24 protein-coding genes are annotated in these 25,348 nt (G+C 64.4%); 23 read left to right on the forward strand and 1 reads right to left on the reverse strand.

Annotated features, from left to right (window positions below; all coding sequences use genetic code 11):
- The first annotated feature begins 55 nt into the window (after positions 1–55).
- The 5 genes from C8N35_RS14540 to C8N35_RS14565 all read left to right on the forward strand — a co-directional run bounded on the left by C8N35_RS14540 (position 56) and on the right by C8N35_RS14565 (position 7,581).
- Positions 56–1,120, forward strand: coding sequence for a BMP family ABC transporter substrate-binding protein (locus tag C8N35_RS14540; protein ID WP_107990420.1), 1,065 nt, complete (start codon positions 56–58; stop codon positions 1,118–1,120).
- A gap of 673 nt (positions 1,121–1,793) precedes the next feature.
- Complete coding sequence (locus tag C8N35_RS14550; protein ID WP_107990422.1) at positions 1,794–3,140, forward strand: uracil-xanthine permease family protein; 1,347 nt, start codon at positions 1,794–1,796, stop codon at positions 3,138–3,140.
- 128 nt (positions 3,141–3,268) lie between these two features.
- A complete protein-coding gene (locus C8N35_RS14555) occupies positions 3,269–4,450 on the forward strand; it encodes a urate hydroxylase PuuD (protein WP_107990423.1) in 1,182 nt (393 codons plus the stop codon).
- Between the two features lie 60 nt (positions 4,451–4,510).
- Positions 4,511–6,370 carry an allantoate amidohydrolase gene (locus C8N35_RS14560; RefSeq protein ID WP_107990424.1) on the forward strand — a complete coding sequence of 620 codons (1,860 nt, stop codon included), beginning with the start codon at positions 4,511–4,513 and terminating at the stop codon, positions 6,368–6,370.
- Positions 6,367–7,581, forward strand: coding sequence for an ArgE/DapE family deacylase (locus C8N35_RS14565; RefSeq protein ID WP_107990425.1), 1,215 nt, complete (start codon positions 6,367–6,369; stop codon positions 7,579–7,581). The genes C8N35_RS14560 and C8N35_RS14565 overlap by 4 nt, the downstream gene beginning before the upstream one ends.
- A gap of 154 nt (positions 7,582–7,735) precedes the next feature.
- Here C8N35_RS14565 and C8N35_RS14570 read toward each other — a convergent pair whose 3' ends face one another.
- Positions 7,736–8,137: a DUF3775 domain-containing protein gene (locus C8N35_RS14570; protein WP_170122113.1), complete on the reverse strand. Its 402-nt coding sequence runs from the start codon at positions 8,135–8,137 to the stop codon at positions 7,736–7,738.
- 756 nt (positions 8,138–8,893) lie between these two features.
- Between C8N35_RS14570 and C8N35_RS14575 the strand changes: the two genes are divergently transcribed.
- The 18 genes from C8N35_RS14575 to C8N35_RS14660 all read left to right on the forward strand — a co-directional run bounded on the left by C8N35_RS14575 (position 8,894) and on the right by C8N35_RS14660 (position 25,347).
- Complete coding sequence (locus C8N35_RS14575; protein ID WP_107990427.1) at positions 8,894–10,024, forward strand: type III PLP-dependent enzyme; 1,131 nt, start codon at positions 8,894–8,896, stop codon at positions 10,022–10,024.
- 20 nt (positions 10,025–10,044) lie between these two features.
- Positions 10,045–10,608: a GNAT family N-acetyltransferase gene (locus C8N35_RS14580; RefSeq protein WP_107990428.1), complete on the forward strand. Its 564-nt coding sequence runs from the start codon at positions 10,045–10,047 to the stop codon at positions 10,606–10,608.
- 250 nt (positions 10,609–10,858) lie between these two features.
- Positions 10,859–12,289: a homospermidine synthase gene (locus C8N35_RS14585; RefSeq protein ID WP_210203535.1), complete on the forward strand. Its 1,431-nt coding sequence runs from the start codon at positions 10,859–10,861 to the stop codon at positions 12,287–12,289.
- Between the two features lie 241 nt (positions 12,290–12,530).
- Complete coding sequence (flgB, locus tag C8N35_RS14590) at positions 12,531–12,911, forward strand: flagellar basal body rod protein FlgB (protein WP_107990429.1); 381 nt, start codon at positions 12,531–12,533, stop codon at positions 12,909–12,911.
- 5 nt (positions 12,912–12,916) lie between these two features.
- Positions 12,917–13,336, forward strand: a complete 420-nt coding sequence (gene flgC, locus C8N35_RS14595; RefSeq protein WP_107990430.1) for a flagellar basal body rod protein FlgC — start codon at positions 12,917–12,919, stop codon at positions 13,334–13,336.
- Entirely contained in the window at positions 13,336–13,671 is a 336-nt protein-coding gene (fliE, locus tag C8N35_RS14600) for a flagellar hook-basal body complex protein FliE (protein WP_107990431.1), read from the forward strand. The genes flgC and fliE overlap by 1 nt, the downstream gene beginning before the upstream one ends.
- An 88-nt stretch (positions 13,672–13,759) precedes the next feature.
- Positions 13,760–14,548 (forward strand): flagellar basal-body rod protein FlgG, encoded by a 789-nt coding sequence (gene flgG / locus C8N35_RS14605; protein ID WP_107990432.1) that lies wholly within the window; start codon positions 13,760–13,762, stop codon positions 14,546–14,548.
- A gap of 106 nt (positions 14,549–14,654) precedes the next feature.
- Positions 14,655–15,155, forward strand: coding sequence for a flagellar basal body P-ring formation chaperone FlgA (flgA, locus tag C8N35_RS14610; RefSeq protein WP_107990433.1), 501 nt, complete (start codon positions 14,655–14,657; stop codon positions 15,153–15,155).
- Positions 15,155–16,255, forward strand: coding sequence for a flagellar basal body P-ring protein FlgI (gene flgI / locus C8N35_RS14615; protein WP_107990434.1), 1,101 nt, complete (start codon positions 15,155–15,157; stop codon positions 16,253–16,255). The genes flgA and flgI overlap by 1 nt, the downstream gene beginning before the upstream one ends.
- 363 nt (positions 16,256–16,618) lie before the next feature.
- Positions 16,619–17,191: a MotE family protein gene (locus C8N35_RS14620; RefSeq protein WP_107990435.1), complete on the forward strand. Its 573-nt coding sequence runs from the start codon at positions 16,619–16,621 to the stop codon at positions 17,189–17,191.
- On the forward strand, positions 17,191–17,922 hold the full coding sequence (gene flgH, locus C8N35_RS14625; RefSeq protein WP_107990436.1) for a flagellar basal body L-ring protein FlgH: 732 nt from the start codon (positions 17,191–17,193) through the stop codon (positions 17,920–17,922). Before C8N35_RS14620 ends, flgH begins: the two co-directional genes overlap by 1 nt.
- An 11-nt stretch (positions 17,923–17,933) precedes the next feature.
- Positions 17,934–18,440 carry a flagellar basal body-associated FliL family protein gene (locus C8N35_RS14630; RefSeq protein WP_107990437.1) on the forward strand — a complete coding sequence of 169 codons (507 nt, stop codon included), beginning with the start codon at positions 17,934–17,936 and terminating at the stop codon, positions 18,438–18,440.
- Positions 18,437–19,180, forward strand: a complete 744-nt coding sequence (fliP, locus tag C8N35_RS14635) for a flagellar type III secretion system pore protein FliP (protein WP_107990438.1) — start codon at positions 18,437–18,439, stop codon at positions 19,178–19,180. The genes C8N35_RS14630 and fliP overlap by 4 nt, the downstream gene beginning before the upstream one ends.
- Positions 19,181–19,348: 168 nt before the next feature.
- Positions 19,349–20,257, forward strand: coding sequence for a flagellin N-terminal helical domain-containing protein (locus C8N35_RS14640; RefSeq protein WP_107990439.1), 909 nt, complete (start codon positions 19,349–19,351; stop codon positions 20,255–20,257).
- A 164-nt stretch (positions 20,258–20,421) separates the two neighbouring features.
- Positions 20,422–22,077, forward strand: coding sequence for a flagellar basal-body MS-ring/collar protein FliF (gene fliF, locus C8N35_RS14645; protein ID WP_107990440.1), 1,656 nt, complete (start codon positions 20,422–20,424; stop codon positions 22,075–22,077).
- Entirely contained in the window at positions 22,074–22,709 is a 636-nt protein-coding gene (locus tag C8N35_RS14650) for a hypothetical protein (protein ID WP_107990441.1), read from the forward strand. The genes fliF and C8N35_RS14650 overlap by 4 nt, the downstream gene beginning before the upstream one ends.
- Positions 22,706–24,118: a MotB family protein gene (locus C8N35_RS14655; RefSeq protein ID WP_107990442.1), complete on the forward strand. Its 1,413-nt coding sequence runs from the start codon at positions 22,706–22,708 to the stop codon at positions 24,116–24,118. The genes C8N35_RS14650 and C8N35_RS14655 overlap by 4 nt, the downstream gene beginning before the upstream one ends.
- Entirely contained in the window at positions 24,115–25,347 is a 1,233-nt protein-coding gene (locus C8N35_RS14660; RefSeq protein ID WP_107990443.1) for a chemotaxis protein, read from the forward strand. Before C8N35_RS14655 ends, C8N35_RS14660 begins: the two co-directional genes overlap by 4 nt.
- Position 25,348: the final 1 nt, after the last annotated feature.

Raw genomic sequence — 25,348 nt, forward strand, 5'->3', positions numbered from 1 at the left:
GGCACGGGCGAATGCGCACCCCAAACTCCAAAGGGAACCCAAAGGAACCATTGCCATGAAGACAAAACTCTTTGCCGCAGCCGCACTGGCCCTCGGCCTTGCGACCGGCGCCGCCCAGGCGGAGCCGTTGAAGATCGGCTTCATCTACATCGGCCCGACCGGCGATTTCGGCTGGTCCTACCAGCACGACCAGGGCCGCAAGGCCATCGAGAAGGCGCTGGGCGACCAGGTCGAGACCACCTATCTGGAAAGCGTTCCGGAAGGCCCGGACGCCGAGCGCTCCATCGAGCGTCTGGCGCGCGCCGGCAACAAGCTGATCTTCACGACCTCGTTCGGCTACATGGACCCGACGCTGAAGGTCGCCAAGAAGTTCCCGGATGTGAAATTCGAGCACGCCACCGGCTACAAGCGCGCCGACAACGTCTCCACCTATTCCTCGCGCTTCTATGAAGGGCGCTACGTGATCGGCCAGATCGCGGCGAAGATGTCGAAGACCGGCACCGCCGGCTACATCGCCTCCGTGCCGATCCCGGAAGTGGTGCGCGGCATCAACGCCTTCATGCTGGGTGCGCAGTCGATCAACCCGGACTTCAAGGTCAAGGTGATCTGGGTGAACTCGTGGTTCGATCCGGGCAAGGAAGCCGATGCGGCCAAGGCGCTGATCGACCAGGGCGTCGACATCATCGCCCAGCACACCGATAGCCCGGCCGCCACGCAGGTCGCCGAGGAACGCGGCATCCACAGCTTCGGCCAGGCCTCCGACATGATCAAGTTCGGACCGAAGGCGCAGCTCACCGCGATCGTCGACAACTGGAGCGACTATTACATCTCCCGCGCCAAGGCGGTGATCGACGGGACCTGGAAGTCGGAAGACACCTGGGGCGGCTTCGACAAGGAGATGGTCCATCTGGCGCCCTTCACCAACATGCCGGACGACGTGAAGGCGATGGCGGAAGAAACCGAAGCCAAGATCAAGTCGGGCGAGCTGCATCCCTTCACCGGCCCGATCATGAAGCAGGATGGCTCCGAGTGGCTGAAGGACGGCGAAGTCGCCGACGACGGCACGCTGCTCGGCATGAACTTCTACATCAAGGGAATCGACGACAAGCTGCCGCAGTAAGGCGGGGTCGAACGCCGTTTTCTCCCGCATGACGAGGGATCTGCGGGAGAAGGAACATCCCGGCCGGACCACGGCCCGGCCGGGGCAGAGCGTTTTGTTTTTTCGGGAAAACGGTGGCCTGCGTCCCTCTCCCCCCTTGTGGGGGAGATGTCACCCGAAGGGTGACAGAGGGGGGTAGGCGGCAGGCTCGGAGCAAGCGGCTTCACCCCCCTCTGTCGGCTTTCGCCGACATCTCCCCCGCAAGGGGGGAGAGGGGAACAAGCGGCAACCGCTCGGGATCTGTCGGAGCCGTCCCGACCAGCATCATGCTCTGAGCGACCGCGGCCGTATCGGCCGTGAGACCGAATACCTTGGCCGGACCACGGCCCGGCCGGGGAAGGAGCATTTGGCTTTTCGGGAAAATTCGCCGCTTGCACCTCTCTCCCCCCTTGTGGGGGAGATGTCACCCGCAGGGTGACAGAGGGGGGTAAGGCGGCAGGCTCGGAGCAAGCGGCTTCACCCCCTCTGTCGGCTTTCGCCGACATCTCCCCCGCAAGGGGGGAGAGGGGAACAAGCGGCGACCGCTCGGAGCCGTCCTGACACCCTTGCTCGCAACGGATACGGGAACTGAGATCCGATACGCCGGCAAAAGATCGGCGAGGGATCAGGTCACATCTTCCATGGGGGACTATTCATGTCTGAGGCTCAGCATCTCGGGGCAACGCCCGAGCAATTGCGCGATCCCGACTGGACGCCGTCGATCGAAAAGGCGGTGCCGCTCGGCATCCAGCACGTGCTGGCGATGTTCGTCAGCAATTTCACGCCATCCATTATCGTCTCGCTTGCCGCCGGCTATGCCTTCGGCTCGCCCGACATGGTCTATCTGGTTCAGATGGCGATGGTCTTTTCCGGCGTCGCCACGCTTATCCAGACCGTCAGCATCGGCCCTGTCGGCGCGCGCCTGCCGGTGGTGCAGGGCACCAGCTTCGCCTTCATTCCGGTGATGATCCCGGTGGTGAAGACCGCCGGAATGGCGGCGCTTTTCGGCGGCGTGGTCATCGGCGGCATCTTCCATTTCCTGATCGGCACGGTCATCGGCCGCTTCCGCAACGCGCTGCCGCCGCTCGTCACCGGTATCGTCGTCATCTCAATCGGTCTCGCGCTGATCCCGGTCGGCATCCAGTATGCCGCCGGCGGCGTGCCGCTGATGGGCAAGCCCGAATTCGGCACCCTGCAACACTGGGGGCTCGCCATCGTCGTCATCCTGGTCACCCTGGCCGCGAAGTTCTTCGGCAAGGGAATGGTATCGACCGCCGGCGTGCTGATCGGCCTTCTGGCCGGCTATCTGGTGGCGCTGGCTTTCGGCATGGTGTCGTTTGCCCGTGTCGGCGGGGCCGAATGGTTTGCGCTGCCGCAGCCGTTTTCCTATGGCTTCGAGTTCAACATCGCGGCCGTTATCGGCATGTGCCTGATGGCGATCGTCTCGGCGATCGAGACCGTCGGCGACATTTCCGGCATCACCAAGGGCGGGGCGGGGCGCGAGGCGACAGATCGCGAGATCGGCGGCGGCACCATGGCCGATGGTCTTGGCACCGCGATCGCCGGCGTTTTCGGCGGTCTGCCGAACACCTCGTTCTCGCAGAATGTCGGGCTCGTCTCGATGACGGGCGTGATGAGCCGGCATGTGGTCACCTACGGCGCGATCTTCCTGATCGTCGCCGGTCTCGTGCCGAAAGTGGGCGCGGTGATTTCCACCATGCCCATCGCGGTGCTGGGCGGCGGCGTCATCGTCATGTTCGGCATGGTGGTGTCGGCCGGCATCAACATGCTGTCCGACGTCCACTGGAACCGGCGCAACATGCTGATCCTGGCGATTTCGCTGTCGGTGGGTCTGGGCCTGCAGGCGGTGCCGGAATCGCTTCAGCATCTGCCGGCGACGCTCAAGGTTCTGCTGACCTCCGGTCTGCTGCCTGCAACGACGCTGGCCGTCGTCCTCAACCTCGTCCTTCCCGCCGAAGCGACGGATGCAAAGGCCGCCTGAGGCCACGCGAACCGGCCGGCCCGGCGCGCGATGCCGGGCCGGTCACGCATCAACCGATGAGCCGCCGACCGCGACGGGCGCCCGCGCCCGCTTCCAGATACTGCGGCCTTAAAAAGAAGAATCTTCCCATGAGTGCCTTTATCGCCGATTGGCTCAATCTTCTCCTGCGCTGGGCGCACATGATCGTCGGCATCGGCTGGATCGGCACGTCCTTCTACTTCATCGCGCTCGATCTGGCGTTGAAGAAGCGGGAGGCGATGCCCGAAGGGGTGATGGGAACCGCCTGGGAGGTGCATGGCGGCGGCTTCTATCACGTTGAGAAATACGCGGTCGCGCCCAAGCAGCTGCCCGATGATCTCCTCTGGTACAAGTGGGAGGCGTATCTGACCTGGGTGACCGGCTTCGGCCTCCTGATGGTGCAATACTATTTCAAGGCGTCGAGCTACCTGATCGATCCGGGCGTGCTGGTGATGACGCCCGGCGAGGCGATCCTCATTTCCATCGCATCGCTTGCCGGCGGCTGGCTCGTCTACGATGCGTTGTGCAAGTCGCCGATCGGGCGCAACACGCCGCTTCTGGCGGCTTGCGTCTTCGCGCTGATCCTGGCGGCCGCCTACGGTTACACGCATGTCTTTTCCGGGCGCGGCGCGCTCATCCATGTCGGCGCCTTCATCGGCACGATCATGGCGGTGAACGTCTTCGGCGTGATCATCCCCAACCAGAAGAAGATCGCGGGCGCGCTGATGGCCGGCCGCGATCCCGATCCTGCGCTGGGCGCGAAGGGCAAGCAGCGCTCGGTCCACAACAACTACCTGACGCTGCCCGTTCTGGTGATGATGGTGTCGAACCATTATCCGATGCTCACAAACCATCCCCATTCGTGGCTGCTGGTGGCGCTGATCATCATCATCGGCGCGATGGTGCGCCATTTCCTCAACCGGCACGAGGCGGGTGATCCGCTCGCCAAGATCGTGTGGACGCTGCCGATCGCCGCCATCGGCCTTTTTGCCGCCATCGTCATGACGGCACCTAAAAGCATCGACGCCAGTGGCGCGGCGGTCTCCGATCGGGCGGTGCTGGCGCTGACCCACAAGCACTGCATCGCCTGCCATTCCGCCACGCCGACGAACGAACTGTTTGCAGAACCGCCCAATGGTGTGCAACTGGAGACCATTGATGAGCTGCACCGCTGGTCGGAGCAGATCCTGGCAATGGCCGTGCATTCGGACGCCATGCCGCTTGGCAACGAGACGGGCATGACCGAGGAAGAGCGCAAGGAGCTGGGGGCATGGATCGCCCAGCAGCAATAGACCAGTGCCGAAAGACCAGCACGGACAGCTGGCGCCAACAGGTTCGGACGAAACCAGACGATGTCAGAAAGACCCGTGTTTCCGGTCGAACTCGCCGCGGTCAATGCGATGACCGCGGACGATTTCGTCCGTCATTTCGCCGATGTGGCGGAGCATTCGCCCTGGGTGGCTGAGGCGGCCGCGGAACTTCGCCCCTTCGCCGATGTTCCAAGCATGGTCGCGGGCTTCGAGGCTGCCATGCGCTCCGTCTCGCGCGACCGCAAGCTTGCCCTGATCCGCGCCCACCCCGATCTCGCCGGCAAGGCGGCCAACGCGGGAAAGGTGGCCGACGATTCCCGCCGCGAGCAGGCCGGCGCCGGTCTCGACACGTTGAGCGAGGACGAATTCGCCCGCTTCGAGCGTCTGAACGAGGCCTACAAGGTGCGCTTCGATTTTCCCTTCATCCTGGCGGTGAAGGGGGCGACGAAGTACCAGATCCTCAGCGCGTTCGAGGAACGCATCCGCAACGATCCCGAAACCGAATTCGCAACCGCGCTCACCCAGATCGCGCGCATTCTGCGTTTCCGCATCGAAGACCGCGTAACTGTGCACGGCCTTGGGGAAAAAACCGGGAAAGGACCGGGAGAGACAGCGGGCGGGTCTGTGGAGAAGCTTGGGGACAAGGCTGTGGATGGCCGGTTCGGTGTGCGGGCACAAGAGATGATCGAGGCGCTCGCGCGCCACACCAGTGACGAAGGCAAGCTCACCCGCCTCTATCTCTCGCGCGAACACAGGGCGGCGGCCGATGACGTGGCCGCGTGGATGCGGCAGGCGGGCTTGCAGGTGTCTGAGGACAACCTGGGGACGGTGCGTGGATATCTGTCGCCAAACGTGGCCGGCCGTTGCCGTGTGCTGCTGATAGGCTCGCACATCGACACGGTGCGCGACGGCGGCCGCTACGATGGAAATCTCGGCGTCGTCGCCGGCATCCTGGCAACCCACGGATTGGCCGAGCGCGGTGTGGAACGTCCCTTCGGCATCGAGGTGCTGGCCTTCGGCGACGAGGAGGGCGTGCGGTTTCCCACCACGTTGCTGTCGTCCTCGGCTGCCGCCGGTCAACTCGACTGGCGGGCCCTTCAGGCCGCGGACGCCGACGGCATCACCGTGCGCGAGGCGCTGACACGGTTCGGCTGCGATCCCGACCTCGCGGGTAGTGCCGCCTACGACCCGAAGGAAGTGTTGGGCTATCTCGAGGTTCATATCGAGCAGGGGCCTGTTCTGGAGAAGGAAAACCTTCCCGTCGGCATCGTCACCGCGATCGCGGGCGCGAGCCGGTTCCGAATCACGATTCGCGGGGAGGCTGGCCATGCCGGCACCGTTCCGATGGCGCTGCGCCACGATGCGCTGGCGGCCGCGAGCGAGCTTGTTCTCGCCGTCGAGGACATTGCCCGCGCAGGCGTGCGCGACAATCTGGTCGCGACTGTCGGCGAGATCTATGCGCATCCCGGCGCCGTCAACGTCATCCCCGGCGAGGTGCGCATGCCGCTCGACGTGCGCGCGGCGAACGATGCGGCGCGACAGGCCGCGATCGACACGATCCGGGCGCGGGCGCGGGCGATCGGCGCGCGCCGCGGCTGCGTCATCGGCATCGAACGTTTCCACGATGCCGAGACGGCCCCTTGCGCACCCCACCTTCAAACTGCCATGGAACAGGCCATAACCGACATCGGCGTGAAACCGCTCAGGCTGATGTCGGGAGCAGGCCACGACGGCCAGGCGATGGTGAAACTGACCGATATCGGCATGATTTTCGTGCGCTGCCGGGCCGGGATAAGCCACAATCCGCTGGAACATGCCTCTGTCGAGGACATGGGCACGGCCGTCGAGGTTCTCGTGCGAACGATAGAAAAGCTGGCGCAGCAGGAGAGGAACGTCCGATGAAAGCCGCGATCGAGGCCCGATGGGCCGAGGAAGTGGAATTCTTGAAGGAACTTGTGAAGGTACCGTCGGACAATCCGCCGGGGGATTGCGAGGCCCATGCCGAGCGCACCGCGGAACTTCTTCAGGAACTGGGTTTCAAGGTCGAGCAGCACCCTGTGCCGGAACCCTTCGTGCGTCAGAACGGCATGCGTTCGGTGACCAACCTGATCGTGCGCCAGGTTTTCGGTGCCGGAACGGGCCCGACCATCGCGCTCAACGCGCATGGCGACGTGGTGCCTCCGGGCGACGGCTGGACGACGGATCCTTACGGCGCGGAGGAACACAACGGCGCGGTCTACGGGCGTGGCGTCGCCGTCTCCAAATCGGATTTCGCCACCTATGCCTTCGCCCTGCTGGCGTTGATCGCGGAGCCGGACGGGCTTAACGGCGCTGTGGAGCTGCATTTCACCTATGACGAGGAGGCGGGCGGCTTCGTCGGGCCGAAATGGCTGCTGGGGCAGGAGCTGACAAAGCCCGATTATGCGATTTCCGCCGGCTTTTCGTACGCCATCACCACCGCGCATAACGGTTGCCTGCATGTGGAAGTGCTCGTGCGCGGCCGTCAGGCGCATGCGGGCATGCCGGAAACAGGCGCGGATGCGCTGGAGGCTTCGGTGCCGATCCTCGCCGCGCTCTATGACGAACGCCACCGCCTCGCGGGCGTACACAGCGCGCAGAAGGGCATCGATACGCCGAAGCTCACGATCGGCCTCATCAATGGCGGCATCAACACCAACGTCGTTCCCGATCGCATCACCTTCCGTGTCGATCGCCGCCTGATCCCGGAGGAAAATGGCGCTGCCGTGGAGGAAGGGTTGCGCGAGCTGATCATGGCCGCGGCACCCTCGACGGACGGTATCGAGGTGGAATGCCGGCGGATCATGCTGGCCGAACCGCTGCGCCCGGGCGACGGCACCGACGTGCTGGTCAAGGCGATTGCCATTCCCGCCGAAGCCATTCTGGGTGAACCGATCGGTGTTACGGGTATCCCGCTCTACACCGACGCCCGCCATTATGCCGAGGCCGGAATTCCGACCGTGCTTTACGGAGCGGGGCCGCGCTCCATCCTGAAGGCAAACGCCCACGGCGCCGACGAGCATCTGTATCTCGGCGACCTGAAGGCGGCGACGGAAATCGTCGCACTGGCGCTGAAGGATCTTCTTTCCGAATAGCGGCAACACGTGAGCGTTCTGCGATTGCGGCCGGCCCGCGCGCTAGAGCATATTCCGATCGGATCGAATCGATCCGGTCGATAAGAATATGCTCCAGCAAGCTATCTGGAGCGGCTTCTTGTCGATCAAACGGTTGGTTTGTTCGGAAAGCGCGCTAGGCGTCTGATCGTGGCATGCCCAGGATCGCGGTCGCCTGTTCCAGATAGTCGCCCAGAGCGGGCATGGCGGCCAGATAGGCGGCTGTGGCCCGCGTCCAGGCGCGTTTGGCATCGAGCGCGAAGTCTTCCCACTCCGCCGCAGCCGCTTCCTCGCGGCCGAACCACGCCAGAGCCAGCAGATCTTGCTGAATGCGCTGATCAAAGGCCTCTATGTGGTGGAGCAGGGCATCGTCGCGCGGCGCCGCACCGCGTGTTTCGGTCCTGTTCGCCGAAGATCCGCCGAGCGGGACTTCACTACCCATACTCGTCAACCGGGTAACGGGCTGCGAGCGCCGGGCGAGTGCGATGACGTCGTTCAGCTTTCGGTTGCTGATCGATAGTCGCCGTTGCCTGGTCATCGCGACCGTCCTCATTCGCGGCCCATCTCCTGCCTACGTGAAAAGTATAAATATGTATCCCTATCTTCCGGAAACGGGAGACTGGAAGGGGAAAGCCTGACCAACACGTGGCGACGTGCAGATGCGAGCAAGTAAGCGGTGCGAGAAATCACTAGGATTGATAGATCATTTTGATATGAGAATCAATCTGTCTTCCGTAAAAAATGGGAGTGAAGTGAAATACATATAGGTAGCATTACGTAAATTATGAATAGCTTGTGAATGCTGGCGCGTTGCCTGTGGATATGGGGCGTGGTTTTGCACAGGTGCCGGATCGGCAAAAAAATTTCTCGATGGCAAATTACCTCTTGCAATCGAAAGCAAATGGAGCGATTTCAGTCCCGCCCAAATTCGCACGTGCCCGTGGTCGTCCACACTGAACAAGGGCCGTCGCAGCGGGGAGGGGCTTCCCACCGCCTGCGGCACACCGGACGGCTTAAAGCAACGACGTAAGAGGGCTTTTTTGGTCTCTTCCGGGTTTTCCAACGCCCGGGGTCACTGAAGAGGCACTTATTACCTCCTTGCCGGCCGTGCGGAAGGGTCTTCCCCCTTTCCAAGCCAAGGCATCACACGCGGGACGGCTTTTCGGTTTTGACCGATGGCTCGACCGACCGCGCGATGAACTGCAGCGATTGCCGGCGTCTCCACAGCGCGGGCAAGGCGAAGTCACATCCGCAACCCTGCGACGTGATACGTAAAATGGATTGGGGAACAGCCATGACCCAACGCATCCGCGACTTCCTGCGTACCCGACGAGACGACGGCCCGTGCCTCGTCGTCGACCTCGATGTCATCCGCCAGAACTACGAGACCTTCGCCCGCGCTCTGCCGGACACGAATGTCTATTATGCGGTGAAGGCGAACCCGGCACCGGAAGTGCTGAACCTGCTGGCGCGTGCCGGCTCGTCCTTCGATTGCGCCTCCGTCGGCGAAATCGAGATGGTTCTGGCCACCGGCGCCACCGCGAACCGCATCTCCTACGGCAACACCATCAAGAAGGAACGCGACATCGAGCGCGCCTATCAGCTTGGTGTGCGCCTCTTCGCCGTCGATTGCGAGGCCGAGGTGGAGAAGATCGCCCGCGTTGCGCCGGGCGCCAAGGTTTTCTGCCGCATCCTGTGCGATGGCGCGGGCGCGGACTGGCCGCTGTCGCGCAAGTTCGGCTGCGAGCCGGCGATGGCGCCGAAGGTGCTGGAGCTCGCCCATCGCTCCGGCCTGCGCGCTTATGGCGTGTCCTTCCATGTCGGTTCCCAGCAGTCCAATGTCGATGCCTGGGACGGCGCTCTCGCCTCCGCCGCCGCGATCTTCCGCGAAATGGCGGCGCGCGGCATTCATCTCTCCATGGTCAACATGGGCGGCGGGTTCCCGACCGACTACCTGAAGAAGATGCCGGGCGTCGCCAGCTACGGCGAAGCGATCTTCCAGGCGCTGTCGCGCCACTTCGGCAACCGCTTGCCGGAAACGATCATCGAGCCCGGTCGTGGCATGGTCGGCAATGCCGGCATGATCGAGGCCGAGGTCGTGTTGATCTCGAAGAAGTCCGACGAGGATACCCTTCGCTGGGTCTATCTCGATATCGGCAAGTTCCATGGCCTTGCCGAGACCATGGACGAGGCGATCCGCTATCCGATCCGCACGCCGAAGGACGGCGACGACACCGCGCCGTGTGTGCTCGCAGGCCCCACCTGCGACAGCGTCGACGTGCTCTACGAGAAGGTGCCCTACGAGTTGCCCGTGTCGCTGTCGATCGGCGACAAGGTGCTGATCGAGGCCTGCGGCGCCTATACGACCACCTATTCGTCGGTCGGCTTCAACGGCTTCGCGCCGCTCGCCGCCTACGTCATCTGACCGGTTGAGGGACTGGCGCGATGATCGATGTCGTTGACGAGGCGCCGTGGCATGCCGCGGCGCGCGAAGACCTGCTCGACCGCGTGTTCGGGCCCTCGCGGTTCGAAAAGCCGTCCGAGCGTTTGCGTGAAGGCCGTCTTCCCGAGATCGCGCTGTCCGCGATAGAGGAGGGCGAACTTGTCGGCACCGTGCGCTTGTGGCGTGCGGTGACCGGCGATGGCCGGGCCGTTCTGCTGCTTGGTCCTCTCGCGGTCTCGCCCGTGCTTCAGGGGGCGGGGCTTGGCGGGCGGCTGATGCGGGCCGCGTTGAACAAGGCGGCGGTCGGCGGGCATGAGGCGGTGATCCTGGTCGGCGATCCGGCCTACTATGCCCGCTTCGGCTTCACCGCAGCCCATACCGGCGCTCTGTCGATGCCCGGTGCCTACGATCAGCACCGCCTTCTGGCCCACGAGCTTGCGACCGGCGCCCTGGACGGAGCCTCCGGCACCCTTCGCGCTGCCGCTCCGCTTGCCACGCAGCATTTCGCGGCTGTCGAGGGGGCGAAAGTCGGTGCCATTCTCAAACCCTGGCCGCCGGTGCGCTGAGCACCGGCGTAACGGGTCGCGCGGAGGGACATCGTTTGGGCGATTGTCCCGTCCGCCGGATGTGCGCCATTCGGCGGCAGACCGGGCTTGCCGGTTGACAGCCTCGACAAGGCTTGCCTAAGCCTATTCGGCAACTGCGGGAAACCGCACTCCTTGTCGGCTCGCGAATACCGCGACCTGTGGCCGACCTTCCGATCGCGAGCCGGATGAGGCCCCGCGATTCCTTTTCCGAACGAAACGGAGGACAACGATGGCCGACTGGCCAGTTCACGCCACGATAACCGGCCCGATCGTCATGATCGGCCTCGGCTCCATCGGTTCCGGCACGTTGCCCCTGATCGAGCGACACTTCAATTTCGACAAGACCCGCTTCACCGTCATCTCGCCCGACACCGCGCATCGCGCGCTGGTGGACGAGCGCGGCTACCGCTACGACGAGACGACGCTGACCCCGCAAAACTATCGCGACGTCCTGAAGCCGCTGCTCAGCGAGGGTGAGGGGCAGGCATTCTGCGTCAACCTGTCCTGCGATACCTCCTCGCTCGACATCATGAAGCTGTGCCGCGAGATCGGCGCGCTCTACATCGACACGGTGACGGAGCCGTGGCTGGGTTTCTACTTCAACACCGAGGCCGACAACGCGAAGCGCACGAACTATGCGCTGCGCGAAGCGGTGCGTGGGGAAAAGCGGAACAACCCCGGCGGCACGACGGCGGTTTCGTGCTGCGGCGCCAATCCGGGCATGGTTTCGTGGTTCGTCAAGCAGGGGCTGATCGACATCGCCCGCGACACCGGCCTTGAGACCGAGGTGCCGACAACGCGCGAGGGCTGGGCGGCGCTGATGCGCGATCTGGGGGTCAAGGGCGTCCACATCGCCGAGCGCGACACGCAGCTCGCCGATACGCCCAAGCCGCTCGATGAGTTCTGGAACACATGGTCCGTCGACGGCTTCATCGCGGAAGGGTTCCAGCCTTCGGAGCTCGGCTGGGGAACGCATGAGAAATGGATCCCGAAAAACGCGTCCGGCTTCGACACCGGCTGCCAGGCGGCGATCTTCCTGGAGCAACCCGGCGCCGATACCCGCGTGCGCACCTGGTGCCCGACACCGGGCGCGCAATACGGATTTCTCGTCACGCATAACGAGTCGATCTCGATCGCCGACTATTACACGGTGCGCGAGAACGGGAAGGCGGTCTACCGTCCGACCTGTCACTACGCCTACCATCCGGCCAATTGCGCGGTGCTTTCGCTGCACGAACTGTTTGGGCGCGCCGGCAAGATCCAGGAGACGTTCCATCTTCTGGAAGAGGACGAAATCGTTTCCGGCTGCGATGAGTTGGGCGTGCTGATCTACGGCCACGCGAAGAATGCCTACTGGTATGGCTCCCAGCTTTCCATAGAGGAAACCCGCGAGATCGCGCCCTACCAGAACGCCACCGGCCTGCAGGTGACCTCCGCCGTCATCGCCGGCATGGTCTGGGCGCTGGAAAACCCGCAAGCGGGCATCGTGGAGACCGACGAGATGGACTTCCAGCGGTGTCTGGAGATCCAGAAGCCCTATCTGGGACCAGTAAAGGGTTACTACACCGACTGGACTCCGCTCGATGATCGTCCGGGGCTCTTTCCCGAAGACCTCGACACCAGCGATCCCTGGCAGTTCCGCAACATTCTGGTGCGCTAGGCCGGCTGGTCGCTGATCGCAGAAACGCATGAATGGGCCGCGTCCGACAAGGGCGCGGCCTTTTTCGTTTGGGCGGGATGCGAAAGTGCGCCGGTGAGACAGGGGGACGATGGCTGCCGTGCGGCGCGGGGTCACGGGCCGATCCCGCCCGTCTTCCTCCGCCTTTCCGCATCCGGCCAGCCTCGGACAAGCTTGGGCACCTAAAACCGGGTTCCGACATTGGGAATACCGGAGAGTGTCCGTGGAACCTGTCTATCTCTTTTCTCTCGCCTCGCAGCGCAACGAGTGGCTTTCGGTCCGCCAGGCCGCGATTTCGGAGAATATCGCCAACGCCAACACCCCCGGATACGGGGCGAAGGACGTGACGCCGTTCACCGCCGTCTTCGATGACATGGCGATGCCGATGATCGCGACCCATGACGGCCACATGGGCGGCGCGGCAGCGACCAGTGAAAGCACCGAAGTGAAAAAGGGCGAGACCTGGCAGGTCAGCTATTCGGGCAACTCCGTCTCCCTTGAACAGGAAATGGTCAAGGCGACGGAGGTCGGCGAGATGCACGCGCTGACGACCTCCATCCTGAAGTCGTTCCATCAGATGATCCTCACGTCGGTGAAGGGATAAGGGCCATGGCAGATCCACTCAGCGCATCGATGACGATCGCGGCTTCCGGGCTTCATGCCCAGTCGCAGCGCATGCGCGTTGTTTCCGAAAACATCGCCAACGCGGATTCGACCGGCAAGACCGCCGGCTCCGATCCCTACCGGCGCAAGACCGTGACCTTCGAGAACGAGTTCAACCGCGTGGAGAACGCCGATCTCGTCAGGGTCAAGGACGTGGGCAAGGACGATTCCCCGTTCCGCGTCGAGTACGAGCCCGGCAATCCGGCCGCCGACGTCGACGGCTACGTCAAGAAACCGAACGTCAACATCCTGATCGAGATGGCGGACATGCGCGAAACCAGTCGGTCCTATGAGGCCAACCTGAAGATGGTGACGCAGACCCGCTCCATGCTGATGCGCACAATCGACCTTCTGAGGAATTCGTGATGATCAACGCAATCGACGCCCTGCGCACCGTTTCCGACGGCGCCTCGACGAGCAAGGTTTCCCAAACCGTCTACGGCCAACCGGTCGGCGGCGCGCAGAGCGTGCAGGAAGCTTCGCAAGTCAGCTTCTCCGATGCGCTCGCCAACGTTTCCATGGAAGCTGTGCAGACCCTGAAGGACGGCGAGGCCGCCGCGATCTCCGGTGTATCGGGAAAGGCCTCCGCCCAGCAGGTGGTCGAGGCCGTGATGTCGGCGCAGACGACGCTGCAGACCGCCATCGCCATCCGCGACAAGGTCGTCTCGGCATACCAGGAAGTCTCCCGCATGGCGATCTGACGCGTCGCGTCGAAGCCCTCCGATTTCCCGAATTCAATGCCCGCAAGTCCCTGATGGAACGCGGGCGCCTGCCATCAGGAGTTGAAGCATGAAAGCGCTTGCGATCGCGGCGACGGGCATGAGCGCCCAGCAGACCAACCTCGAGGTCATCGCCAACAATATCGCCAACATGAACACGACCGCCTTCAAGCGGGCGCGTGCCGAATTCACGGACCTGCTCTATCAGGCAGACCGCCTGCAGGGCGTGCCGAACCGGGGTGGCGAGGATGTGGTTCCCGAAGGCGCGAGGCTCGGCCTTGGCGTGCGCACGGCCGCCATTCGCAAGCTGCACGAACAGGGCAGCCTGACCAACACCGACAATCCGCTCGACGTGGCGCTCGATGGCCGCGGCTGGTTCCAGATCACCGGGCCGGATGGCGAGACGCTCTACACCCGGGCAGGCTCCTTCAACAAGAACGACGAAGGCCAGTTGGTGACGCTCGACGGCTACACTGTGGAGCCGGCCATCGTCTTTCCGCCCGAGACGATCGAGGTGACCATCAACGAATCCGGTCAGATCTACGCCAAGGTCGACGGCGAGGTGAAGCCGCGCGAACTGGGCCAGCTTTCGCTCGCGACCTTCGCCAATGATGCCGGACTGGAACCTGTCGGCGGCAATCTCTTTCGCGAGACACCGGCTTCGGGAACGCCGGTCGACGGGGTCGGCGGCGATCCCGGCTTCGGCATCGTGCGCCAGAACTATCTGGAAAGCTCCAACGTCGATCCGGTCAAGGAAATCACCGAGTTGATCACAGCCCAGCGCGGCTACGAAATGAACTCCAAGGTGATCCAGGCCGCCGACGAGATGGCCGGCACCGTCACCAACGGCATCCGCTAGAGCCCGTTTCGATCGGACTGAACCGGTCCGGTCGACAACCAGACGCACCGCGGCGGCGCCTGGGGCCAACGGTCAAGCGTCAAGGGTCAAGCACAGGGGATCGGTAATGTTCGCCACGAAGGCAACGACAACGCGGAACGGCAAGCTCGACGTTCTCTCGCGGGCCCTGGCACTGGCGCTCGCCGCATTCGCGGCGGGTACGGGTGCCGCTTCGGCCGGCATCGATCTGCCGGTCCCGCGCGCCACGATCCACCCGGGCGATGCGATCGAGCCGTCGATGATCGTCGAACGGCGGTTTCCGGATGCGACGATCCAGCGCTTCGCCGTCGTGGTCAACCGCGCCGATCTCGCCGGCATGGAGGCCCGACGCACATTGCTGCCGGGCCAGCCGATCCCGCTCAATGCCGTGGCGGTTCCCGAACTCGTCAAGCGAGGACAACCGACGCGGCTCGTCTTCCACGACGGCGGGCTCATCATCGTGGCGCAGGTCGAAGCGGTGCAGAGCGGCGCTGTGGGGGATGTCATCAAGGTCCGCAACCTCGATAGCGGACTGACCGTCTTCGGCACCGTTCAGTCCGACGGCACCGTCCTGATAGGAAACGAGTGATGCGTCTTCTGCTTTGCCTCCTTCTCGGCCTGACCCTTGCCGGTCCCGCCCACTCCATGGCGCGCATCAAGGATATCGCGAGCCTTCAGGGCGTGCGCGAGAACCAGCTCGTCGGCTACGGTCTCGTCATTGGCCTCAACGGGTCCGGCGACAGCATGCGCAACGCGCCGTTCACCGAGCAGTCGCTGCAATCGATGCTCGACAGCATGGGCGTCAATGTCCGCAACGCGCGGCTGAGGACGCGAAACGTCGCCGCCGTCGTCGTCACGGCGGATCTCCCCGCCTTCATCGGCAAGGGGGGCAGGGTGGATGTCTCCGTCTCCTCGCTGGGCGATGCGACCTCGCTGAAGGGCGGCACGCTGATCGCGACGCCGCTGATGGCGGCGGACGGGGCCGTCTACGCGCTGGCGCAGGGGCCGCTCGCCGTTTCCGGGTTTTCCGCCGCTGGCGATGCCGAAAGCCTGGCCGACGGGACGCCGACGGCCGGCCGCATTCCCAACGGCGCCGTGATCGAGCGGGAAATCGGCGACAGCTTCGCCGACATCCCCGCGCTGGTTCTGGAGCTCAACAACCCCGATTTTCGCACCGCCGTTCGTATGGCCGACGCCATCAACACCTATACCCGCGAGCGTTACGGCGTTCGCGTGGCGCGCGAGCGCGACTACCGCTCGGTTGTCCTGCGCATGCCCAAGCGCGTCGGCGTGACGCGCTTCATCGCCGAGATCGAGGGCCTTCTCGTGCAGCCCGACCAGCCCGCCCGCGTCGTCATCGACGAGCGCACCGGAACGGTCGTCATCGGCCGCAACGTGCAGATCTCGACCGTCGCCGTGACGCACGGCAACCTGACGGTCCGTGTGGTGGAAACGCCCCAGGTGTCCCAGCCCGCACCTTTCGCCAGACGGGGGCAGACGGCCGTCGTGCCGCGCACCTTCATCGATGCCAACGAACAGGGCGGACGAATGGCCATTGTCGGCGGCTCCGACCTGCAGACGCTGGTGCGCGGTCTCAACCGCATCGGGCTGAAGCCCACCGGCATCATCGCGATCCTCCAGGCGATCAAGACCGCGGGCGCCTTGCAGGCGGAACTGGTGATCCAGTAGGGGGAGCGCGGGCGGGTCCCTGCCGCTCTATCGTCATCAACCGGCGAAATCCGGGTGATCGATGCCACGCTCGCCTATGTCGGACACGGCAATGGATTGCCCGGACCGTGCCGGGCAATGACGGTGGAGGGTGCTGCGCACGTGGCAGGCATAGAGTGCTCGTCCGCGTGGAGCATTGCTGGCGCGTGGAGCATTGCCGGCATGCCGCTTCCCGAGCGTTTCTGAAATCCTCCGCTTTTCTCCACCCCAGCCTCGCACAAGCCAGACCCTCCATGCTGCGAACCGTCCGCTGCAATGCGGGCGGTACGGCGCCGGGATGAGCCCGGCTCCGGTTCCTGAAGCGAATGGAGAGACGGTGCGTCGATGACTTTCATTTCCGCGATCCGCCCGGGGCGCAGATGGGCCCCCGTGCTGTTGGCCACGCTGTTTGCGGCGTCCGCCGCCGGCGCCGCCGAACAGTCCCCTCCCGCGCCAGGCGCCGGTGCGGCCGCGCACAGCGATGCGCCCGCTGCCGACACACAAGCCGCAACCCAGGAGAGCGATGTGGCCGCCTATTGCCGCAATACCGCAGATGCGACCGCCGAAGCCCGGATCGCCTGGCAGACCTGGAAGCTTCTGGCCCTGCAGGATTCCCTGCGACAGCAGATAGATGCGCTGGAGAGGAAGCGCGCGCAGTTCCAGGAATGGGTGGAAAAGCGCAACAAGATCCTCGCCGCCGTCGAGGACCATGTTGTCTCTATCTATGGCAAGATGCGACCCGATGCGGCCGCGGAGCAGCTCGCGACCCTCGACGAGGAGATCGCGGTCGCGGTGCTTTCACGGCTGAAGCCGCGCGATGCCAGCGCCATTCTCAACGAGATGGAGCCCGCACGCGCCGCTCAGCTCGCGCAGTCCATGGCAAGCCTCACCAATGCGAAACTGGGTGAGGGCTCGTGATGCGCACCCGCTCCGTTTTTCGCGGCCCAGGCGTTCCGGTCGCGCTTGTGCTTTCCACGCTCCTTCTGGGCGGTTGCGCCGGCCAGCTGAAGGATCTCGGACGCGAACCGCGCATGTCGGCGGTCGGCGAGGGGCTTCGGCCCGTGCGCACGACCATCCCGACCGAGACGTTCGCGCCAATGACGCGCAAGGACTACAATTCCCTGTGGGTTGCGGATCGCAACGATTTCTTCCGCGATCCCCGCGCCCGCAAGGTCGGTGACGTGCTGACCGTCAAGATCGCCATCGACGACAAGGCCGAACTCGACAACACCTCGGACCGGGCCAAGAGCTCGTCCACCGACGTGAAGCTCGGCGGCTCCTACAACACCACCAGCGATTCCGGTTCCGGAGACATTTCCGGCGGTACGACGAGCGGATCGTCTTCCACGGGGCAAGGGTCGATCGACCGCTCCGAGGAAATCGTGCTCAAGGTCGCCGCGGTCGTCACCGAGCGTCTGCCAAACGGCAACATGCTGATTTCCGGCTCCCAGGAGGTGCGCGTCAACTACGAGATGCGGATCCTGCACGTGGCCGGCATCGTGCGCCCGCGCGACATCGCCGGCGACAACACGATCGAATACGACAAGATCGCGGAGGCCCGGATCTCCTACGGCGGACGCGGGCGCATCAGCGAGGTCCAGCAGCCGGGCTGGGGCCAGCAGCTGTTTGACATCGTCAACCCGTTCTAGGAGCCCGGCCCATGTCCGAAACTTTCTTTGAACCCGCGCCCGCCGCGCGCACAAGCGGAGCAGGTCGCGCGGGCACCTTCCTGGGGTTTGTGCTGCTGACGGCGCTGGCGGCGGGAGCCGGCGGCCTGATCGGCTTGCAGATGGTGGAAACGGTGCGCGACTCCGTCGCCCTGAATGCCTCCCAGTCCGCGCGCAAGACGAGCTTCTCGCCCATCTACGTGTCAAACGCACAGCTTCGAACGCTGATGCCGATGGTGACGAACCTCGCCGCCCCGCGCGACACGTGGATCCGTCTCCAGGCCTCGGTGATCCTGAAGGACGAGGCGAACGAGGAGGCGAGCCTTCTGGTCAGCCGGATAGAGCAGGACGTTCTCGCCTATCTGAGAACCATCACCCTGTCGCAGATCGAGGGCGCGGGTGGTCTCCAGCACCTGCGCGAGGATCTGAACGAGCGGGCGAAAATTCGCTCCAAGGGGCTGGTCCGCGAACTCATCCTTGAATCGCTGGTGGTCCAATGAAGCGACTGGTTCTTGCCACAATGATTGTGGCCCTCACCGCGACGGCAGCCGCCGCGCAGGTTCCCGATCTTTCCAGCCTGATCCCCGAAGGCGATGGCAGCGCGGCGGGGCGGATCATCCAGATCGCGGCGCTGCTGACGGTGCTGTCCGTCGCTCCCGGCATCCTGATCATGGTGACGAGCTTCACCCGCTTTGCCGTGGCGCTGTCGTTCCTGCGCTCGGGGCTCGGCCTTCAGACGACGCCGGCAAACCTCATCCTGATCTCGCTGGCGTTGTTCATGACCTTCTACGTCATGGCACCGACCTTCGACAAAGCCTGGAATGACGGCGTCGAGCCCTTGATGCAGAACAAGATCACGGAACAGGAAGCCTACACGAAGATCACGCAGCCGTTCCGCGAGTTCATGCTCACGCAGGTGCGCGAACGCGATCTTGTGCTCTTCGACGATCTTGCGGCCAATCGCGTGACGAAGAAGCCGGCGGCGAGCCCGGAGGAGGTGGAGCTTCGCGTTCTCATTCCCGCCTTCATGATTTCAGAACTCAGACGCGGCTTCGAGATCGGCTTCCTGATCGTGCTGCCGTTCCTGGTGATCGACATGATCGTGGCGACCATCACCATGTCGATGGGCATGATGATGCTGCCGCCGACCGTGATCTCCCTGCCGTTCAAGGCCTTGTTCTTCATCTTGATCGATGGATGGAACCTTCTGGTCGGGAATCTGGTACGATCTTTTTTCTGACACGCAATCGGGCCGCGCAAGGTTCGCGCAAGCTCCGCGTGTCAGTCTCCTAAGCACGGCAGGTTGGATCCACGAACCAACCACAGGTCCGAAGGCATGATGCCGCCCTGCCGTACCGGCGCGAACCCGGTATGTCCCATCCAATCTTTTCTTTGAAAGGGACATGAAATGTCTAGCTTGATGACCAACGCTTCGGCGATGACCGCACTGCAGACCCTGAGCTCCACCAACAAGTCTCTCGATGAAGTTCAGAACCGCATCGCGACCGGCTATCGCGTGTCGACTGCCGAGGACAATGCGGCCTACTGGTCCATCGCGACGACCATGCGCTCCGACAATCTGGCTCTCTCCGCGGTGGAAGACGCTCTCGGCCTCGGCGCCGCGACGATGGACACCATGTACACGGCCATGGAAAGCACGGTCGACATCGTCGATCAGATCAAGTCGAAGCTCGTCGCGGCCAGCGAGCCGGGACTGGATCGTGCGAAGATCCAGAAGGAAATCAGCGCTCTGCAGGACAACCTGCGCTCGATCGCCGACTCCGCGGTCTTCAACAACGAGAACTGGCTGTCGGTCGACTCCGGTGACGCGGCCTACAATGCCACGAAGGAAGTGGTCGCCTCGTTCAGCCGCAACAGCGGCGTGATCACGATCGAGAAGATCAAGGTCGATATCACCGAGACCGAGCTTTACGATGATGCGGACCAGTCCGGCATCCTCGACAAGGCCCAGGCCAACGGTAACGCCGTCGCCACCATTGACATCTCCGCCCTGACCGACTCCGCCGCCGATCTGACGACGCTGGAAGGCATGGTGAAGGACGTCGATGACGCTCTTGCGCAGATCACCGACGCGGCCACCGCGCTCGGCGCCGCCAAGAGCCGTGTCGAAATGCAGCGGGACTTCGTGTCCTCGCTGACGGATGCCCTCGATCGTGGTGTCGGCCAGCTGGTCGATGCCGACATGAACGAAGAGTCCACCCGTCTGCAGGCCCTTCAGGTCCAGCAGCAGCTCGGCATTCAGGCGCTGTCGATCGCCAACTCGTCCAGCCAGAACATCCTCTCGCTGTTCAAGTAAGAACACCGGGACCGTTCTACGGTCGAATACGGGCCGCGCCTCCTCCGGGGGGCGCGGCCTTTTTTGTCCGAGAACCATCCTGGCGCACCACGCGCAATGTCCGCGCAAGCTTGGTCTTCCATAGTCTGGGCAACCGATAATCCGACCGTTGACAGGGGTGCTCGATGCCAGGTCGCGAACACGCTGAAAAGCTCTGGTCCAATCTTCTTGAATTGGGACCGAAACGGCTCATTGCCCTGGCGTTGATAGGGCTTGCGACGATGATGACCGTCGGCTTCGGCGCCTACTATCTGAGCCGACCGGAAATGGTCATGCTCTATACCGGGCTCGAGGGCGAGGACGTCAGCCGCATCGGCGCCGCCCTCCAGGACGCCGGCATTCCCTACGACATCAATGCCGAAGGAACCGCCGTTCTCGTCAATCATTCCGCAACCGCGCGCGCCCGCATGCTGCTCGCCGAACGCGGTCTGCCGCGCGGGGCGGAAGCCGGCTATGAACTCTTCGACCAGATCGGCTCGCTGGGGCTCACCTCCTTCATGCAGGAGGTCACCCGGGTCAGGGCGCTGGAAGGCGAGATCGCCCGCACGATCCAGCTCATGAGCGGGGTCAGGGCGGCGCGGGTTCATATCGTCATGCCGGAGAAGGGATCTTTCCGCCGGGACCAGCAACCGCCATCCGCCTCCGTCGTGATCCGCATGGATTCCGCGGACGAGGTGAAGACGGCGGAGGCCATCCGCCACCTGGTCGCCGCCGCGGTGCCCGGAATGACGGCCGACAAGGTCACGGTTCTTGATACCCACGGCACGATGCTTGCCACCGGCAAGGATCCCGCCAATGCCTCGGCCGGCATGATGGCCTCGCTCGAGGAAGCGGTGAACGCCCGCATCCAGGAGAACATCCGCACCACGCTGACGCCCTATCTCGGCCTCGACAACTTTGAAGTGAGCGTCACGGCGAGCCTCAATACCGACCGCAAGCACACCAACGAAGTGATCTACGATCCGGACTCGCGCACCGAGCGCTCCGTCCGCACCGTGCGCGAGGAGGAAACCTCGCAAAACGCAAGCTCCGAGCCACCCACCACGGTGGAACAGAACCTGCCCAACGAGAATGTCACGGCCAATGCCGGCGACCGCTCGAACGAGGAAAACAACCGGCGCGAGGAAACGGTCAACTACGAGATCTCGTCGAAGACGATCGAGACCGCCCGCGACGGCTATCGTGTCGACCGACTGTCGATCGCTGTGCTGGTCGACAAGGCCCGCATGATGAAGACGCTCGGCGAGGACGCCGGGGAAGAGGCGGTCGATGCGCAGCTGGCCGATATCAAGCAGATCGTGGCCTCGGCCGCCGGCATCGACGCAAAGCGCGGCGACAGCGTCACCGTCTCCATGGTCGACTTCATCGCGAACGGCCGGGATCTGGAGCCGGTGCCGCCGATCTCGCTGGTGGAACTGTTCGTGCGCCAGTCGGGCAATGTCATCAACGCGCTGACGATCCTGATCGTCGCCGGCATGCTGGTCTGGTTCGGGCTGCGTCCCGCGCTGGCCGCCCTGGTGCCGGCCAAGGCCCCGCCGGCCCAGATCAGCGAATTCGAGGCGTTGCCCGGCAGCGCCGAGGCTCAGGCCGCGCTGGAAGGCGGCGAGGGCGAGGCCGCCCTGCGCCTGGCTCCGCCCGATCACAGCCTGCTGATCCAGGATCTGACCCGCAAGATCAACCAGTCCCCGCTCAAGAAACTCGAGCCTCTGCTCGATCTTGATGAGGACCAGGCGGCGGCGATCCTGAAACAGTGGATGTATGAGACGGAGGTCGTGCGATGAGTGATTCCATCGCCGCCCGGTTGCCGGATCTCTCCGCCGCCGCCTTCGCCCAGTTGCGCGCCGATGCCGCCAATCTGGTGCCCGTGGAGCCCGACAGCGCATATCTCGATCCTCAGAGCCTGTCGCGCAAGCTTTCGGCCGAATTTGCCCGCGGCGAGGAAGCGGGGCGCGAGGAGGCTGCCCGAAACTACGAGGAGAAGCTGCTTGCCGAGAAGCAGCGCCTTCGCGAAGAAGCGGATGCGGCACGCATGCGGTTCGAGGAGGACCTCGGCGAACGGCTTGCGTCCTCCATCGTCAAGGGCCTGCAGGATCTGGAAATGCGGGTGACCGACGCGGTCGCTCATCTGATCTCGCCCTTTCTGGAAGAGGCCGCGACCGCCCATGTGGTGGAGGCCTTTGCCGACAACCTGAAGGACCTGCTCGGCTCGCACGACCGCACGAGCCTTGTCGTGCGCGGCCCCGACCGGCTGCTGCGCCGGCTTGAGGCGTGCCTGGGCGATGAGGGCGCGGGGATCCGTCTTGAACCGGTGGACGGCATCGAGATCTTCGTCTCCATCAATGACACCACCATCGAAACACAACTGGGCGCATGGCTGCGCCGCCTGGAAGACGCGCGCGAGGACAAGGCATGACGCAGAGCGCCCCCACGGAGCTGGTGATCGTTCGACGCCGGCCGCCGCTGTTCGCCGAAGCCCCCAAGGGCGGGGTGTGGAAGATCGCCTATGCCGACTTCATGACGGCGATGATGGCGTTCTTTCTTGTCATGTGGCTGATCAACGTCACGGACGACAACGTCAAGAAGGGCGTCGCGCAGTATTTCAATCCGGTCAATCTGGCCGCGACCTCGCCGAACCGGCGTGGCCTCAACGATCCTGACAAGGACGGGGTGACCAACGAGGACGGCAAGGACCAGCCGTTGGGAGACGCCGGCACCGACATGGACTTCGACACGCCCAGCGCGCAGACCTCGCGCGGTGCGGGAACGGGTGAAGTCAAGCCGGGGGGCGAGTTCGCGCAGTCGTTTGCAGAAGAGACGCTGTTCGCGGACCCTTACGCCGTTCTGGAGAAACTCGCCAACGCGGTTCCCGGCACGGTCGTGGCGCAAGGAAGCGCGCCGGAAAAGGCGGGTTTCGGTATCAAGACCGAAAAGGGCGCCAAGGGTGGCGATGCCTATCGCGATCCCTTCGATCCGCTTTACTGGCAATTCACCCCCCAGGGAGAGGGAAGCGCCGCGAAGCCCGGTGTGCGGCAGGTTGCGCTCGCCAATCCGGGCGCTGAACGGAGTCCCACGACGGCCGGGGCGGGGACCGCCGTGCTGACCGAGACAAGCGAGAGCGCGCCGACACCGCCCGCCAAGCCGGCACCCGGCGACGGCCTGCGGTTCGCAGCCAAGGATGTGGCGGTTGCCGGAGCACCCGGCCCCGGTGGTGCCGATACGCTGAAAGGCTCGGGACCGCGTCCCGGAGCGGGTGCCGAAACGGCCGTATCGGCTGGGGGCGTGAAAGCCGCTTCGGGCATGGATGCGGCACGCTCCGCCGGCAACGCCGGCCCGGCTTCGGGAAAGAACGGCGTCGACGAGACCGAGAGGCGTCTGCGCTCGCAGCTCGCGGCCATTGCCTCCGGTCCGATGGGCGACGTCGCGGCCCGCGTGAGCGTGGAACGCAGCGACGACGGGCTGCTGATCAGCCTGACGGATGCGAAGAATTTCGGCATGTTCGCCATCGGCTCGGCCGAACCGCGCCCGCAACTCGTCAAGTTGATGGAAGAGATCGGCAAGACCCTTGCCGCCTCCAAGGGCGACGTCATCATTCGCGGCCATACCGATGCCCGGCCGTTCCACTCCAGGACCTATGATAACTGGCGGCTTTCGACGGCGAGAGCCCATATCGCCTACTACATGCTGATGCGCGGCGGCTTCGATGCCGGGCGCGTGGAGCGCGTGGAAGGTTATGCGGACCGTCATCTGAAGGTGCCGAAAGATCCCTATGCGGCGGCCAACCGGCGCATCGAGATTCTGCTCAAGGAGGGGGGCAAGGCATGAGACGCCTCCACGTCCCGCGCGCGACGCCGGCACGAACACCGCTTGTTGCGCTCATCGCATTCTGGCTGCTGGCGGCGTTCGGCTATTGTGCCGCGTCGGCCTCCGAGGAGGCGGCTCCGGCTCCCTTCGAGATGGTCCGCTCGCTGCAAGCTCTTCAGGGGCAGGTGGCTCATGGCAACAGCCAGGCCCATACCGCGCAGCGGGTTCTCCTGAAATCGATGCGCGCCGCGTTCGAAGCGGCAGATCCCGAGGTCTGGCAGGACCCACGCAACGCGCGCGCCGCCGTCGTCTACCTGCTTTCCGGCGGCCATCCGGCGGTGATGGTCAAACTTCTCGGCTACGATCCGAAACCGGCGGTCGATGAACGTCTGATGCGCGGCGCGCTCGCCTATATCGAGGGACGGGCGGACGAGGCCCGCACGTTGTTTGAGGATTTCGATCCGCTTTCGCTCGAACCGGGGCTCGGCGGCCAGGTCGCGCTGGTGCGCGCGGCATTGCTGGTCCACGACGATCCGGCCGAAGCGATCCGCATGCTTGATGTCGCGCGCCTGCTGATGCCGGGAACGCTGGTGGAAGAGGCGGCATTGCGCCGCGAGGTCTTCCTCGTCGGAAAGCTCGGCGATCTGGAGAAGTTCCAGTCGTTGTCGCTGAACTATCTCCGGCGTTACCGGGGGTCCGTTTATGGCGGGGATTTCCGCCGTCGCTTCGCCGCCGCGCTGGACTCGCTGGGCTTCGCCGACAGCGCCACCCGGTTTGCGCTTCTGGAGAGCCTGCTCGCCGAGTTCGATATCGACAGCCGGCGTACGCTCTACATCGCGCTTGCCCACCATGCGCTCGTCAAGGGACAGCTCGAGATCGTGCGCAAGGCGACCGACATCGCGACCCCGCTTGCCATGGCCGGCACCGACGAGGCTCTGCGGCTGAAGCTCTATCGGGCCGGCGCCCTGATCGGCAAGGACGACGTCAAGGAGGCGCTTTCGCTGTTGTGGTCGATTGACCGCAAGCGTCTCGACCCCGAAGAAACCGAGCTGCTCGACGCGATCTTCGCGCGCATCAATCAGGTGCGATACTGGCCCGATCCCCCAAAGGGAACGAACGGGTCCCTCAGCCCGGTCACAGTGACGGCGACACCGGACGCCCCCTCATGGGAAACGCCGCTGATGAAGCGCGCCGGTTCGGATATCGATGACGCGAAGGCCGACCTCGAAAAAGCTACCCGGAGACCTTGAA

Origin of the sequence: Breoghania corrubedonensis (genome assembly GCF_003053845.1) — a bacterium.
GTDB classification, from domain to species: domain Bacteria; phylum Pseudomonadota; class Alphaproteobacteria; order Rhizobiales; family Stappiaceae; genus Breoghania; species Breoghania corrubedonensis.